Raw genomic sequence first — 14833 nt, 5'->3', positions numbered from 1 at the left:
ATTTTAAAAAAATTCGAACTTTTATCTGTGAGTAAAGCTGACAAAAATACTGCCAACCCGAGTTCATTTTGTCATCATAAATTTTAAGAATTTATCGATGGGGAGTGTTGCATGTGAAATTGGCGGATTTGAGAAAGAGCGGACACGCTCCTTCTCTGCTATCATCTTTTTTGTATTTCGATGTCAGCTTTATGATTTGGGTCTTGCTCGGCGCGCTCGGCGTTTATATTACGGCTGATTTTGACCTTTCGCCGTCCCAGGTAGGATTGATCGTCGCCATCCCGACTCTGGCCGGCTCGGTTTTCCGCATCGTATTAGGCATTTTAACAGACCGCTTCGGCCCGAAAAAAACGGCCGTCGGCGGAATGCTCGTGACGATGATTCCTCTCTTGTGGGGATGGCTGTTCGGCTCTACCGTTGTTGAATTGTATATGATCGGCATTTTGCTGGGAGTGGCGGGGGCCAGCTTTTCAGCTTCCCTGCCGATGGCGAGCCGCTGGTACCCTCCGCATCTTCAAGGTCTTGCCATGGGGATCGCCGGGGCGGGTAACAGCGGTACTCTGCTTGCCACGCTGTTCGGTCCGCGCATCGCTGAGCATACCGGCTGGAACGGTGTGATGGGACTGGCTCTCATTCCTTTAACGCTCGTCCTCATCAGCTATTTACTGATGGCCAAGGAGCCGCCGAACCAGCCTTCCCCTAAGCCTGTAAAAGACTACTTCGCCGTCTTTAAAGAAAGGGACACCTGGTATTTCTGCCTTTTATACAGCGTCACATTCGGGGGCTTTGTCGGCCTTTCAAACTTTTTAAGCTATTTCTTCGCATCACAGTATTCCGTTCCACCGGTGAGGGCCGGGGAGTTCGTCACCCTTGTCGTGGCATCGGGCAGCTGCCTTCGGCCTGTCGGCGGATTGATCGCCGATAAAATAGGCGGCGTGCGCCTGCTGCAAGTTTTGTTCGTCGGAGTGGCTCTTTGTATGTTCACGGTCAGTACGCTGCCGTCGCTTACGGCCGTCACAACCGCATTGTTTATCGGCATGGGCTGTCTCGGCATGGGAAACGGCGCCATTTTTCAGCTCGTGCCCCAGCGCTTTCAAAAAGAAATCGGGATGGTGACGGGAATCGTCGGGGCCGCCGGGGGAATCGGAGGGTTCTTTCTCCCGACTATCCTCGGAACGCTAAAACAAGTCACAGGCACTTATTCGAGCGGGTTCCTCACATTTTCCGCGATCGCTTTTATTGCATTGGGACTGCTTTTGTTCGCTCAAACAGGCTGGAAAAAACAATGGAAAGCCGCCGGTAAATCGATTCGAATTTAATAGAAAAGCCGTTATGCGCGTTCATGGCATAGCGGCTTTTTTGCTTAATACGGGCCCCAGCCTGTCATCACTCCGATGCAGATGAACACCAATCCGATTACGAACCAGATCAAAGCGAGGGGAACCATGAACCTGAGCCATTTCACATAGGGGATGCCGCTTGCGGCCAATACGGCCATCAGCACGCCCGATGTCGGATTGATGCAGTTGACGACGCCCTCGCCGAGCATGACGGCTTCGACGGCAACCTGTCTCGTAATGTCCATCAGGTCGGCAAGCGGGGCAAGAATCGGAATAAAGACAACCGCCTCGCCTGATCCCGAGGAAATGAGAAAATGCAGAAGGCCGCTGGCAACATACATGCCGACCGCACCGGCCACAGGACTGAAGCCGTCCAACAGACTGGCCAGCCCGTTGACAACGGTATCAAGCAGCCTCCCCTGTTCAAGGATAACCGAAATCGTCCTTGCCATACCGACGATCAATGCGCCGTATACAAGGCTTTGACAGCCGTTGATAAACGTTTTAGCGATGTCGTTAGCGTTCATGCCCCCGATGATCCCCGCGGCAATGGAGATAAAGATAAACATGCCGGCCATTTGATTATCCGTCCAGCCAAGCTTCAAAGCTCCGTATAAAAAGCCGAGCAGCGACAGTCCGGCTACGGCTAAGATCAGCTTATGGCGCCGGGTAAATGAGGCCTGTCCCATGTTCGCCTCGCTGCCAAGCCCTTTTCCCGGAAACCAGTCCTTGCCGAGAATGCTCGCCTCAGGCGATTTTTTTAATTTTCTCGTGTACAAATAGATGTAGATCAGACTTGAAATGACAAAACACAAGTATATCGCAATCCGCAATCCAAGGCCTGAAAACAATGGGAGGTCGGCGATCTTTTGCGAAAGTCCGAGCGGCGAGGGCGATAATATCGTCGCATTGAATCCGGCGTAGCAGCCGATATAGATGACGGCAGCCCCGGCAGCCGCGTCCCATTTCAACGACCTTGCAACGATAATGCCGAGCGGGATAAAGCCGATGACGGAATTTACGACAACCCCCGTGGTCCCGAGAATCGAGAAAAGTCCGCCGACAATGCAGATGAACAGCAGCTGCTTCGTGCGGAAACGGCTGATGACATGGTGGATTAAGCCGCCGACGGCCCCCGTTTTTTCTAAAATGGCGAGCGCTCCGCCGGTGAATAAAATTAAAAAAATAATCGATGAAGACCCGACCATTCCTTCCTGAATCGCCGTAAAAAAGCTTACAATCCCCACCGGGGACTGATCTACCACATGATAGCTCCCGGGTACGGCAGTTGTGACTTCGCCTTTTGTCACTCTGTCAAATTCTCCGGCGGGAATGATGTAAGTCGCGAGGGCGCAGAAGACAGCCACCATAAACAGCAGCACATACGCATCAGGCATTTTCAATCGAAACGGTTTCTTCTTAGTCGAGGGCGGTGTTTTGACAGCTGGTACGTTCATATGTTCCATCTCCTCTTTACATGAATAGCAAAACCTTTTTCTCAAATATTCAATTATTCAGAAAAATCTGTACGTGTGCTATATTATAGACAACCTTATTCCGGGGTTTCAATATGTTTTTCATTAAAAGTATTAGATAAAACAATATAGGAGGTTTGACGATGGCATTAACGGACTCTATCAAACAAAAGATGATCAGCATTTTTGAACACCTTCACAATCATCCTGAAGTCAGCTGGAAGGAATACGAAACAACGGCATTTCTCAAAAATCAGTTGGAAGAAAACGGATGCCGAACACAAACATTTGCGGACTGTACCGGGGTCATCGGCGAAATCGGCGAAGGGTCTCCAGTCGTCGCCGTCAGGGCTGATATTGACGCCCTCTGGCAGGAAGTCGACGGAACGTTTCAGGCAAATCATTCCTGCGGGCACGATTCCCATATGACGATGGCGCTCGGGACATTAATGACCCTGAAAGAGCAAACAGAGCTGCCGAAAGGAACGATCCGCTTCATCTTTCAGCCTGCTGAAGAAAAAGGCGGAGGAGCTTTGAAAATGATCGAAAAAGGCATTCTCGACGATGTTGATTACCTTTACGGCGTTCACGTCCGCCCTGTGCAGGAAACATTGAACGGAAGATGCGCCCCGGCGATTTTGCATGGCGCAAGCTGCCACATTGAAGGTACGGTCATCGGCGAAGAAGCCCACGGCGCCCGTCCGCATCTTGGGAAAAACAGCATCGAGATTGCGGCGACGCTCGTCCACAAGCTCGCCCATATCCATATCGACCCGATGACGCCGCATACCGTTAAAATGACAAAGCTCCAGGCCGGCGGAGAAAGCTCCAATATCATTCCGGGCAAAGCCAGCTTCAGCCTTGACTTAAGGGCTCAGACGAACGAAGCAATGGAAGCCCTTGAGAGGGAAACAGTAATAGCCTGCCAAGCCGTGGCTGAATCATTCGGAGCAACCATCGAACTGCATAAAGAAGACAGCCTCCCGGCAGCAGTTAAAAACGAAGCGGCGATCGCCATCATGGCAGAGGCGATCAGCAGCGTAATCGGCGCAGGGAACCTCGATAAGCCGCTCGTTACAACAGGAGGAGAAGATTTTCATTATTATTCTGTGAAGCGCCCTCATCTAAAGGCGACGATGCTCGGGCTCGGCTGCGGCCTCACCCCCGGCCTCCATCACCCGATGATGACCTTTGACAGGGATGCCCTGTTTACCGGAGCTGACATTTTAGCCGAAGCGGTGCTGAAGACGTTTGAAAAAATCGGCAATGAAATGGAGGTCAGCATCAGCTAAGCCACGAAAAAAACCTCTCAGCCGGAGCTGAGAGGTTTTGTTTATTTCTTCAGATCTTCAATGGAGTTGACGTTTTTCATGTACTTCGGCACGACAAGCCCCATCTTTACGCCTGTCAAGCTTGTGCCGACGTCGTCAAATTTGCCTTTGTACTTAGCCGCGTATGCTTTGTGGGTGTTTGGCAGCCAAGCTGACAGGGAAGCATCCGCGCTGCCGGTTGCAATGGCCGTCCACATCGGCCCTGCTTCGACCTGAGTCAATTTCACATTGTAGCCCAAATCTTCGAATACTTTTCCGACAACGTTTGTGCTGGCAATTTCACTGTCCCATGCGACATAAGCGAGGTTGATTTTGTCTCCCTTCACTTTTTTGACGCCTTTTGTCCACTCAGCGATCTGATCGCGGTGCTTTTTCACATAGCTGGCCGCCGCTTTTTTCGGATCTGTTCCGTTTTCTACTTGAATCATCACTTCCGCCATGTCATCTTCTGTCCATTTGAACTGGCTGAGAAGCTTAGTCGCATTAGGCTGTTCATTTCCAAAGCCTTTGCGGGTAATCGTATGAATCTGCTCGGCAGTACCGTACGATTTTTTAGGGTCGTCCAAATATTTCAGATCGTATCTCGAAAACATCCAATGCGGAGTCCAGCCCGTGATAATGATCGGCTTTTTTCTGTCGTATTTTTTCTTTAGAGTGGCGGTCATAGCCGCGCCTGACGATTTGATGACCGTCCAGTCATCGAGATTGTAATCTTTTATCGCCTTATCGGTAAGCGCCATGATTCCGGAGCCAGGGTCGATCCCGATGATTTTGTGATTGACCTGTTCTCCGGCCGTAGCATTCTCATCCGCTGTTGGAGCGCAGGCCGCAAGCGAGAAGAACAGAGCGGCGGCAGTGCCGATGCCGATGATTTTTTTCAACATCAGGCATTCCTCCCCGTCTTCTTCACCCGGATATTTTGCGTAATGCGATCCAATGTAATCGCGACAATCACGATTGCGATTCCGGCTTCAACACCTACGCCGGTCTTGAGCTGTGTAACCGCGCTGTATACTTTTTCTCCGAGGCCCGGCGCTCCGACCATAGCTGCAATAACAACCATTGACAGCGCCAGCATGATACTTTGGTTGATACCCGCCAAAATCGTTTTCGCGGCGAGCGGCAGCTGCACTTTAAACAAGCGCTGCGACGTTGTAGAGCCGAATGCCTCTGTCGCTTCGATCAAATCTTCCGGCACCTGCTGAATACCGAGAACCGTCATGCGGATCGTCGGCGGCATTGCAAAAATAACAGAAGCGACAACGCCAGGCACAACACCGATATTAAAGAAAAAGATCGCAGGAAGCAGGTAAACGAAAGCCGGCATTGTCTGCATTAAATCCAAAATCGGCGTCACAATCCGGCGAACCGTATTTTGCTGGGACGCCCAGATGCCGACCGGCACACCGACAATGATCGAGATGACCACAGATGTGACGACGAGCGCCAACGTTTGAAGCATAGGGTCCCAATAACCAAGGTAATCGATAATAAGAAAACCGATTAATGTGAAAAGTGCGATACCCCGTGTACTGATGAACCAAGCGACAGCAGCGAAAATGACGATAAGCAAAATGGACGGGATGGCTCCCAATCCAATGACTATGCCGTCAACGATACTCTCAAGCCCGTTGGCGATCCCGTCAAACACTCCGCCAAAGGTTAAGGTCAGCCAATCAACAAAACGGTCAATCATTTCTGCTAATGGAATTCTAGGCAGTGCACTCATCTTAGTTCACCTCCTCAACGATGGCATCTTCTTCAGATGCGCTTTGTTCGTTTGGCAAGTTGATATATTGGTCGTCTCCGGCAAGAGCGCCGATCAATGCGCCTCTTACGACAATGCCTTTCATTCTGTTTTTGCCGTCAACTACGGCGATCGGAATGTTGGCATCAGAGACAAGTTCGAAAATCTCCGTCAATACCGTCTCTTCATGAACGGTCGTCATTTCTTTCTGAAGAACGGATTCCAAATCGGCTCCTTTTTCGGCCGCTTTTTTGGCGGATTCCGCAGAAATGACGCCCAACAGCCGTTTATGTTTATCTACGGCATAGATAGACGAGATCCCCAGGTTTTTCATGAGCGTCAGCGCAACCCTCGGACCTTTGTCGATGCGAACCGTTTCGGCCCGTTTCATAATATGTCCGGCGGTTAACACTTTCGATAAATCGACATCTTCTACGAAACGTTCAACATATTCGTTTGACGGATTCATTAAGATTTCTTCAGGCGTGCCGATCTGCACGATGTTTCCGTCTTTCATCAACGCGATTCGGTCGCCGATTCTGAGCGCTTCGTCAAGATCGTGCGTAATAAAAATGATCGTCTTCCCGACAGAATCGTGAAGCTCGAGCAGTTCATCCTGCATATCTTTTCTGATCAGCGGATCAAGCGCGCTGAACGCTTCGTCCATCAGCAAAATATCGGGATCGTTTGTCAGCGCACGGGCAAGGCCGACACGCTGCTGCATTCCTCCGCTCAATTGGTCGGGAAATTGATCCTCATACCCTTCAAGTCCGACAAGACGAAGGGATTCAAGCGCTTTTTGCCTTCTTGTTTCTTTATCAACACCCTGCAGTTCCAAACCGTATTCCGTGTTATGGAGAATCGTGCGGTGGGGAAATAAAGCAAACTTTTGAAAGACCATGCTGATTTTTTTACGCCGCACCTCGCGCAGCTGTTCCTTTGACATATTTGTTATCATGTCACCATCAATGTATATTTCCCCAGCGGTCGGATCAATCAACCGATTCAGCATTCTCACTAAAGTGGATTTTCCGCTTCCTGATAGACCCATGATGACAAATATCTCTCCGTCGTATACATCAAAGTCAGCCTGATTGACTCCAACGGTCGCACCGGTTGCTTTTAAAATCTCTTTTTTTGTTTTTCCGTTTGCCAGCATCTGCGCGGCTTTTTTTGTCTGCTTCCCGAAAATCTTAGATACTTTATTGACTTTAATTTTTATATTTTTATCTTCTACACTCATTCTATCCCTCCATTTTAAAGCATCCTTTTAACCGTAACATGTTTTTACCGTTTCATTCAAACAGCATATTCAGCTTAAATTGTACAAACTATACTGATAAGGTATTTCCATAGTCAATAAAAGCTATAAATACTCCAAAATCCTCCTATATACTTATAAATCCTCCTTGAATGATAAAAAACGCAAGAAGGAACGAACAGGCCAAAACGCTTAAACGGAGCCTATTCTCAACAGTTTTGACTATTACCATGCCTCATCATTATAGTATTGCTTCTGATTAACGTTTTATGAAAATATTTATGAAGCCGTCCTTTACACGGACGGCTCCTTCTCTCATGATCCACTCAGCGCGGCCCTTTTCATATTGTCCTGAAGCTCCAAAATGCGCTTGGATCCTTCTTCCCGCAGGCGTTTGTTTTCTTCTTCAATCTGCTTTGTCTCCTGCATTCCTTTGACAATCGTATTCCACGATTGTTCGATCGTTTCAATGTCGATGCTTGGTCTGCCGGACATTCTCGCGATTTCCACGGATTGATTTGAAATGTTTTCGGCGTTGCGCTTCAGCATTTCATTTGTACGGCGGTCGAGTTCGCTCATTGAATCGGCGACAAGCTTTTGCCGCTTGGCCGTAACAGCCTGGATGATGCCGTTTTTGAAAATCGGAATCGTAATGATGAACGCGGAGTTGATTTTTCCGATCAGCTTCGTGTTTCCGCGCTGAAGCAGACGAATCTGCGGCGCCGTTTGGATGGCGACCATCCTCGCCATATCCAGGTCGTAGACGCGTTCTTCCAGCGCCTGAATGCCACCCTTCAGCGTATCAAGCTCCATCTGCGCCATCTGGTTGCCGCTTGCCGCTTGCGCTTCATATTGAGGGACAAGCTGCTTCAATTCTTCGATTTTCATCTGGCCGGCCACGACGTATTTTTCAAGCTCAACATAATAATTAAGGTTGTTCTCATACATTTCGTCGAGCGTGATCGTCGACTTTGTCATTTCATCCTTATATTTCGAGATCTCGACGTTAATTTTTTCGATTTCTCCGCCAAGCGTTTGATATTTTTTAAAGATTTTCTCGATCATGCTGTTTCCGCGCTTGAAGATTTTCGACAGCAGGCCTTTCGGTTCTTCAAAATCGTTTTTGTCAAAGCGGTCCATAATTTTTCCGAGCTGCGTCAGCATAGCCCCGGAATCTGTCACGCTGTTTGTTCTCATCATCGAGAGGATGCGGTCTGAGAACTTGGAAATCTCCTGTGCCGGTTCCTTCCCGAATTCCAAAAGCGCCACCTGGTTTTTGACGTCAATCTGCTGGGCGAGGCTTTGTACCTCCGGCTCCTGGCGCAGCTTGGCGCGGATATCCTCCGCTTTTTCAATCGAAATTTCTTCTTTGTTAATGTTAACGAGGCTTGTTTCCGTTGTGTTTGCCATTTGGATGGCCCCCTTGTTAGAAAATTTTATTGATGAATTTCCGTACGATTGACGGCTCTTTGAATTCCTGATTAAAGGACATCTCATCAAGCCAATGAGTGTCAAACTGCTGGTCTTCAATATAATGATCGATACACTTGTAACCGGGCGGATTATAAACGATGATATCGATGCCGATTTCGTTTAACAAGAGCAGCGCCGCGGCGTCTGAACGCGATAATGCACCCGTCTGTTCGGTATGGTACAGAATCAGCTTCGGCACGGTCTGCGCATAGTCAAACGTTTGGATCAAGTTCAAAAGCGCAGAAGGGAGATTGACGGCCTGAGTGAACAAATACAGCTTGACATCCGCTTCGCTTTCGCCGTTTTGCGGCAGGAGCTTTGCGTGTTTGCACAATCTCGAGACGGCCTGTGCGATGCCGTCCTGAATTCCCTCCGGCAAATGCTTGCAGCGCCAAATATTGCTCTCCTTTAGACGGACGGGATCGATTTGCCCCGTCTGATCGAGGGCATGGTTGTAATGGAACTGATAATTGGCTTTCACTTCCTCTGTAAACGGGAAGCGCCTGATCGTATGGGACTCCTTGTACTCGGTCAATGTCTGCAGCCGGTCCCAGTATTCTTTTTCATTGGCGGTGATGCCCATAATCATGGCAAACAAATTCGGAATCTCGACAGTTGTATTGTCCGCCCGGAAATTCGGCCGGATAAACGCGCGTTCTTTTGCAATTAAAAACAGCTCATCATACGTCGTTTTCAGCGTCACGGAGACCGGCGTGTGCTCTCTGAATTGCCAAGGTTTATACATCATGGACTCTTCATTGTGGAGCACGCTGTCCAATTCCTTCGTCGACCTGTATGCCACCGTTGATTTTCGCTGCGGCTTTTCCGTCGGGAACGGTTCGGGCGCCGATGTTCCCGGATATGCGTATACAAAAGAAAGCCTTTGATCCGGGTCGATCTCGTTAAATTGATCCTTTCCTTCCGGATGAAAAATCAGTACATCGCACCCGATGAGCATCAAATAATATAAAAAATAGAGCTGGCTTTTCGTGGCGTCTCCGTACCAAATAACGCGCGGCATTTCTTTCTCAATATCGGCATCTTTCAGCCAAGGTTCAAGATGATTTCCCATCCATTTCACAAGATCCAAAAGAATCCTGCGAAAATCGGGATGATTGAAGCCTTGCTCATGGTGAGACTGAAAAGTTTTCAGCACATCGATAAAAGCTTTTCTCAAATTCCTGTGCATCCCGGGATGGGGATGTTTCACAATAAGCTGCTCTCCGTCCAGAAAGGCGGCAAACCTGTTGACCGACAACCCTTTTTCCTTCTGGTTGATCATATGGATGTGCTGGACGGCCTGAAACTTTTTCTGATCGATCGTCTTATCCAACGTCTCGCTTAAAACGTGAACGTCCGGCGATTCGTACAGCTCATGCAAATGAATATAGTAATCTGTTTCATCGTGCGGCGTCCCGAGAATCCGGCCCGCAACGTTAGCGATCGTTAATTGTCCGCCTGTTTCATAAGGGGTTCTTTCTGAAAGCTGCTGATGGATCACCTGTTTCCATTCATCATCTTTGATCGGTGTCCTTTGAATATTGACCTGCTGATTCATAGCGCTTCGCTTCCCCCCCTTTTTCCGCTAGATGCTCATTGCTGGTGCCAAAAACGGCGCACATGCCGGCCCGTGTCACCGCATAGGTCGTCCCAAACTTTCTGATCGTTCCTGCGGGGAAATCGTGGACTCTTTTGCGAAGCGTTGATGAGTCGATTCCCCATTCTTCACAGGCCTGCTGGGAACTAAGAATCTCGCGGCTGGTAAGATCGATTATTTTAATCATAACTGATCATCCTAAAATATGGTTTGATTTCTTCGTTCACAATGCGCTCTGTGATTTCATCCGCCGCCTTCATGCCCCAATGCGCCGTCGCATGGAGATCAGGGTGGTGATGCAGCACCTCTCCGTGAGCGGGCGAAACACCGCAGTCAGCTTGGGCGATCAGCTCAAAATCGAGCAGCGAATCACCCGCCGCGTAAACCTTATCGATGTTCAGCTCGCGCTTCAAATAATCGACCGCTTTCCATTTATTCAGCGGCTCCGGGATAAAATAGAGCTTCCTCCCTTGCAGAGATGCCTGCCACCCTTTCTCGGCGGCCCACGCTTTTGCATAAGCGGCGTCGATTCCGCTGATGCCTTCTTTGCTCAAAATCAAATAAACAAAATAATGATGAGCCGTCCGGATTCGTTCCGCTGATCTCGACAATGGAAGCTTTGCGATTTCCTCACATATGTCTTCGATCGGCGTGCAAGATTGAAGCCGGCTTTCGATAAAGTTTGACCATTCCCTGATCGGGCGGCCGTTCTTTAAAATGCAGGCTCCATTGGTCGTAATCGCGTATTCAGGAATGACGTCTTTTTGAAAAAACGTAATTCGCTCGTATTGTTCCGTCGTCCGGGTCGTAACCGGGATAAAATACATGTCTTGATCGATCCTGCGCAGATTTGCGGCCGTCGCGGCCGATATATAGGAAATCTCTTTGCCGCCGAGAGTTTCGATCAGCTCATAGCCGGCAGATGCCCCGTATGCTTCAATCATTTTTTTTGAATAAATCAATGTTCTGTCCAAATCGCTTGCAAAAGCTTTCATTTGCCCCTCCCGACCGGACGGATCAATCCGCAGCAGCTGTAAGACATATCGGTATACTCCTCAATTGGAACGCCCCTCTCTTCTGCAAGGAGCATGATATGCTTGAGCCTGTGCTTCGAACCGGGCTGAATTAAGATTTTCCAGGGCACTCTCCGCAGCAATACCCTCGTCGTCTCACCCACTCCGGGTTTGATGAAATGCGTGTTATCAATGCCGAAGTCGTTCTGGATGCTTTTAATTGCTGCCAGGCCGCGCCAATCGGGCTCCTCCCTTTTTTTGAGAAGCCGCGCAGCCGTTTCTGCGGCTTGTTTTTCAGCGGCGGGAAATTCAGCGGCAACCGTATCGACATAGAGATTTGAGACATCTTCCTCTCGCAAGTCCGCGTAATATTTCGCCCCGTGAAAATCTTCTTTTCCGATCCATTTCCCGTTTAAAACGGTTCTGCTGACAAGACCCGATACGGTCGAATTCAAACAGGCGCTCGGAATGAGGAAATCCTCCCTCGTTCCAAACAAAGATGAACAATAACCCGGATCGGCAAGAACCGCGAGCTCTGCGGAAAGCTCAGTGCCATTTGCTTCATTAAAAGTTCTTACAGCACGCGTCAATTCGTTTGTAATCGCGCCCTTTCCCGTCCAGCCGTCTATAAATGCAACCCCAGATCCGGGATGATGACGGAGGATGTAGTGCAGGGCGTTTTCGTCAATTCCCCTGTCCCTGATAATCGAGATGCTGTAGTGGGGAAGAGCAATTTCATATTTACGTTCAATATAGCGTTTGATGAGGACGCCGATTGGCGTACCGGCGCGTGCCAGACTGCAAAGCACGGTATTCAGCCCCCGCGTCTGGACGATTTGTTCAGCGACAGTCCCGACGGCCACCGCCACTTTGCGTTTTTCTTCTTCAAGCGAAGCGTAAAACAGCTTCATGTACTCTTCGGTCGGTTTATACTCGACAGGGAGCATTTCTGAATAATGCATGCCGCCTTGAATCAGGCTTTCCCTTTCACGCGTGCTTTTTTCAATCGAAATGCCTGACAGGTCTTTTAAAAGAAACGTCACATCCGACTCGGGATAGCTGCCCATTCCCGCAGCAACATGAGCCATGCCGATCACTCCCTTTGGAAAACGTCACAACGGTGACATCGTTAATTTGCCGATCGCTGAAAATACGAAACATCGGCAGCAAAGATCGCGCTGCAACGGATTTTTCGATAAATACAAACACTTCGTCATAACCCCGTTTCGGAAGGTTATAGATAAAATGCTTCACAGTCTCATTTTCCGGGTTTGGAAAGCCGAAGCCGTTCTTAACGTCATATCCTTCTTCACCGGACGGGTGAATCGGGCTTCTTGTCGTTGAATGATAGAAAACGTGTTCACCCATAAGAGACGCGATTTTCATCGGAAGATACATAAATTCGCCCGTTCCCAGGCACAGCACGCGCTTTCCTTTTCGCAGGGCATTGAGGCGTTCGGCCGCTTTTTGACAGGCGGCTTCGACACCGCGTTTATCGCCTGCAGCAAGTCCGAAACGGCCTGTCTCTTTGACAAATGGAGCATCCCCTGTTTGTTCTGATAGATGCGGAAGCGCCGTGAAGCAATCGCTGAGGTCGATCCAGCGGACGGAGACGTCTTCTTCGTCACCGCGCGGCCGATCATCGTATGACGATTGATCAAGCGTTTTCCCTTGATATGCGACAGCTCCCGATAACAAAGCGCTCGTCGAAATGGTTACACCCAGTTCAGCCTCCGCTTTCCTGAATTCTTCTTTATGCTCACTTGACCGCCAGTCTAATAGAGAAAGAACGGCATACTCCCTGCGCGGATGCTTTTTCTGAATATCCCTGATGATGTTCAGCGCCGTTTTGCCGGTTGTGAGTTCATCGTCTACGAGAATCACGGGCCTCTCGGCAGCGGAGAAAATAGGTTCATCCGTGTAGCAGAGCTGATCAACAGCGTGGGAATGCTCTTCTTCAAACGTCAGGACGGGATCGGCGTCTTTTAACGTTTCTCTCGTTGTATGGATAAAGGAAGCCCCTTCAATAGAGTCGTACACACCATGGCCGAGAGCAGTCGCCGTCTCTGCAAAGCCGATGACAATCGGAGAGACCGGCAGCGCAAGCCGCTGTTTTTCGAGAAGGTCGCAGGCCTTTTTCATGCTCTCATGATCCTCCGCCAAAAATCCTTTGATCACTTCAGCCTTTATATCTGTCATCAAGCCGAATGTTCGTTCCGCATACTCGATCGCCAACAGTCCTGAAGCGAGGAGCGGCTTCAAAGGACTTACCGGAATGTGCTTGCCGAGTACCTTGCTGACAAACAAAAATCCCCTCTTTTTATTGACCCTGGCCGCCATTTCAAATAGCGTCTCGGGTGGAATAGACAGCGGATTGCCGGCAACCGACAGGTCAACTTCCATATGATCCAAGATTTGAAAGCGGCGGTTTGTCTGCCGTAAGGATGTCGATGTAGCTGCGGTTTTCATGATACACCCCGTATATTTCAGATTTTAATAATATTTTTTTCGCCCAGCTTAAGTGCGGCTTGATTTCGTTCATCTTATTGGAAAAAGAGCTTTTCACAATACCGCGCGTGCCGTCAGCGCTTTCGACTATGCTTAAGGCATCCAAGTACTCTTCGATTGAAATGACATGCAGGCTTTGCACAGCTCTTATATGTGTCGGGTGAATCACGGTTTTGCCGTGAATGCCGTTGGCCAGGTCAAGAAGCGTTTCATTGATCAATCCGTCCGTATACGGATTGAGACCTTCGCCTGTAAGCCCCTCCCAACCAGAAGCCCGCCGCGGAAAAGATCCGGCCGTTTTCGAGGAATCTTCAAAATACTCCCAGACGGGGCCGGATATGACAAACTGCAAGCCGAAATAATTGATCATATCTTTAATAAAATCGGCAATGACCCAAATGTCATAAATGGTAGTCTGCGGTTTCCGCCGCAACCCGTACAGCCCGCACAGATCGGTGGCACCGATCCGTATGTTCAGGATGACATCCTGGTAGAAGACGAGCGTCGATTTTAGTTCCTCCAGCGCCTTTCTTCTCGTTTCCATGGCAAGTAAATCCGGGGTTTCAAAAATAGGCATTCCGTACAGTGTAATGCCTGATTCTTTCGACAATTTCGATAGAGTATCAAGGTAGTGCTCGGCATTAAACGTTGAAAATTTGGGAAAGACGAACCCGGTGAACAGGTGAAGCGCCCTGCCAAGCTTATTACCTAATTCAAGCATTTGTTCAGGCTCACGCACGCGGATGAACATCAGCGGAAGCACGTCGGGATTTATGTTCCGCAATTTTTGAGCCTGATAAATGATGTCGGCTTGGCTGACAAGATTGTTTTCAGCCTGTAGAACTTCACAGTCGCCGATCGAGTCCTCAAGACAGAAAACAACGGAGCATAGGGCGGGATATTTTCGTTTTATGATCATGTCTGCGATGTCACTGCGGTTTCCCGGCACATAAAGCGTAGCTCCGAGCGCATACTCGAGTATGTGTTTCGGGGAGTCCTTCGTCACCATACCAGGCTGTTTGAAAAAGACATTTTCTTTTTGAGAGGCCGATAAAAAATCAAAGTACTGCAAATGGATCACCTTCTTT

At 49.1% G+C, this 14833-nt stretch carries 13 protein-coding genes; 2 read left to right on the top strand and 11 right to left on the bottom strand.

The features are described from left to right. The first annotated feature begins 113 nt into the window (after positions 1–113). Positions 114–1319 (top strand): nitrate/nitrite transporter, encoded by a 1206-nt coding sequence (locus tag AB447_RS00950; protein ID WP_048354431.1) that lies wholly within the window; start codon positions 114–116, stop codon positions 1317–1319. A 44-nt stretch (positions 1320–1363) separates the two neighbouring features. Here the strand turns inward: AB447_RS00950 and AB447_RS00945 are convergent, their stop codons facing one another. Continuing rightward, a complete protein-coding gene (locus AB447_RS00945) occupies positions 1364–2797 on the bottom strand; it encodes a YfcC family protein (RefSeq protein WP_048354432.1) in 1434 nt (477 codons plus the stop codon). 161 nt (positions 2798–2958) lie between these two features. Between AB447_RS00945 and AB447_RS00940 the strand changes: the two genes are divergently transcribed. After that, a complete protein-coding gene (locus AB447_RS00940; RefSeq protein ID WP_048354433.1) occupies positions 2959–4107 on the top strand; it encodes a M20 peptidase aminoacylase family protein in 1149 nt (382 codons plus the stop codon). Between the two features lie 41 nt (positions 4108–4148). On the opposite strand, the gene AB447_RS00935 is transcribed toward AB447_RS00940, so the two are convergent. The 10 genes from AB447_RS00935 to AB447_RS00890 all read right to left on the bottom strand — a co-directional run bounded on the left by AB447_RS00935 (position 4149) and on the right by AB447_RS00890 (position 14817). After that, positions 4149–5030: a glycine betaine ABC transporter substrate-binding protein gene (locus AB447_RS00935; RefSeq protein WP_048354434.1), complete on the bottom strand. Its 882-nt coding sequence runs from the start codon at positions 5028–5030 to the stop codon at positions 4149–4151. Beyond that, complete coding sequence (gene opuAB, locus AB447_RS00930) at positions 5030–5875, bottom strand: glycine/proline betaine ABC transporter permease subunit OpuAB (RefSeq protein ID WP_048354435.1); 846 nt, start codon at positions 5873–5875, stop codon at positions 5030–5032. The genes AB447_RS00935 and opuAB overlap by 1 nt, the downstream gene beginning before the upstream one ends. A gap of 1 nt (position 5876) precedes the next feature. After that, a complete protein-coding gene (opuAA, locus tag AB447_RS00925; RefSeq protein ID WP_048405921.1) occupies positions 5877–7136 on the bottom strand; it encodes a glycine/proline betaine ABC transporter ATP-binding protein OpuAA in 1260 nt (419 codons plus the stop codon). A gap of 333 nt (positions 7137–7469) precedes the next feature. Next, the gene (locus AB447_RS00920; RefSeq protein ID WP_048354436.1) at positions 7470–8564 is read right to left on the bottom strand and encodes a toxic anion resistance protein; all 1095 of its coding nucleotides are present in this window, start codon (positions 8562–8564) and stop codon (positions 7470–7472) included. Positions 8565–8580: 16 nt separating this feature from the next. Continuing rightward, complete coding sequence (locus tag AB447_RS00915) at positions 8581–10185, bottom strand: YceG family protein (RefSeq protein ID WP_048354437.1); 1605 nt, start codon at positions 10183–10185, stop codon at positions 8581–8583. Then, positions 10142–10411 (bottom strand): helix-turn-helix domain-containing protein, encoded by a 270-nt coding sequence (locus AB447_RS00910; RefSeq protein ID WP_048354438.1) that lies wholly within the window; start codon positions 10409–10411, stop codon positions 10142–10144. The genes AB447_RS00915 and AB447_RS00910 overlap by 44 nt, the downstream gene beginning before the upstream one ends. Further along, a complete protein-coding gene (locus tag AB447_RS00905; protein WP_048354439.1) occupies positions 10404–11219 on the bottom strand; it encodes an HAD family hydrolase in 816 nt (271 codons plus the stop codon). Before AB447_RS00905 ends, AB447_RS00910 begins: the two co-directional genes overlap by 8 nt. Beyond that, positions 11216–12325 carry a cysteine protease StiP family protein gene (locus tag AB447_RS00900; protein ID WP_048354440.1) on the bottom strand — a complete coding sequence of 370 codons (1110 nt, stop codon included), beginning with the start codon at positions 12323–12325 and terminating at the stop codon, positions 11216–11218. The genes AB447_RS00905 and AB447_RS00900 overlap by 4 nt, the downstream gene beginning before the upstream one ends. Continuing rightward, complete coding sequence (locus AB447_RS00895) at positions 12240–13640, bottom strand: phosphoribosyltransferase family protein (RefSeq protein ID WP_082634600.1); 1401 nt, start codon at positions 13638–13640, stop codon at positions 12240–12242. Before AB447_RS00895 ends, AB447_RS00900 begins: the two co-directional genes overlap by 86 nt. Then, the gene (locus AB447_RS00890; RefSeq protein WP_048354441.1) at positions 13630–14817 is read right to left on the bottom strand and encodes an HpcH/HpaI aldolase/citrate lyase family protein; all 1188 of its coding nucleotides are present in this window, start codon (positions 14815–14817) and stop codon (positions 13630–13632) included. Before AB447_RS00890 ends, AB447_RS00895 begins: the two co-directional genes overlap by 11 nt. Positions 14818–14833 lie beyond the last annotated feature (16 nt).

Source organism: Bacillus glycinifermentans, from assembly GCF_001042475.2.
Classification (GTDB): domain Bacteria; phylum Bacillota; class Bacilli; order Bacillales; family Bacillaceae; genus Bacillus; species Bacillus glycinifermentans.
Note: the sequence above shows the minus strand (reverse complement) of the source record. Positions and strands in the feature narration are given on the sequence as shown.

What these genes read in the sequence shown, in the direction of transcription:
- AB447_RS00945 (WP_048354432.1), bottom strand. Translation starts at nt 2,797, where the DNA reads ATGAACGTACCAGCTGTCAAAACACCGCCCTCGACTAAGAAGAAACCG.
- AB447_RS00940 (WP_048354433.1), top strand. Translation starts at nt 2,959, where the DNA reads ATGGCATTAACGGACTCTATCAAACAAAAGATGATCAGCATTTTTGAA.
- AB447_RS00935 (WP_048354434.1), bottom strand. Translation starts at nt 5,030, where the DNA reads ATGTTGAAAAAAATCATCGGCATCGGCACTGCCGCCGCTCTGTTCTTC.
- opuAB (WP_048354435.1), bottom strand. Translation starts at nt 5,875, where the DNA reads ATGAGTGCACTGCCTAGAATTCCATTAGCAGAAATGATTGACCGTTTT.
- opuAA (WP_048405921.1), bottom strand. Translation starts at nt 7,136, where the DNA reads ATGAGTGTAGAAGATAAAAATATAAAAATTAAAGTCAATAAAGTATCT.
- AB447_RS00920 (WP_048354436.1), bottom strand. Translation starts at nt 8,564, where the DNA reads ATGGCAAACACAACGGAAACAAGCCTCGTTAACATTAACAAAGAAGAA.
- AB447_RS00915 (WP_048354437.1), bottom strand. Translation starts at nt 10,185, where the DNA reads ATGAATCAGCAGGTCAATATTCAAAGGACACCGATCAAAGATGATGAA.
- AB447_RS00910 (WP_048354438.1), bottom strand. Translation starts at nt 10,411, where the DNA reads ATGATTAAAATAATCGATCTTACCAGCCGCGAGATTCTTAGTTCCCAG.
- AB447_RS00905 (WP_048354439.1), bottom strand. Translation starts at nt 11,219, where the DNA reads ATGAAAGCTTTTGCAAGCGATTTGGACAGAACATTGATTTATTCAAAA.
- AB447_RS00900 (WP_048354440.1), bottom strand. Translation starts at nt 12,325, where the DNA reads ATGGCTCATGTTGCTGCGGGAATGGGCAGCTATCCCGAGTCGGATGTG.
- AB447_RS00895 (WP_082634600.1), bottom strand. Translation starts at nt 13,640, where the DNA reads ATGGAAGTTGACCTGTCGGTTGCCGGCAATCCGCTGTCTATTCCACCC.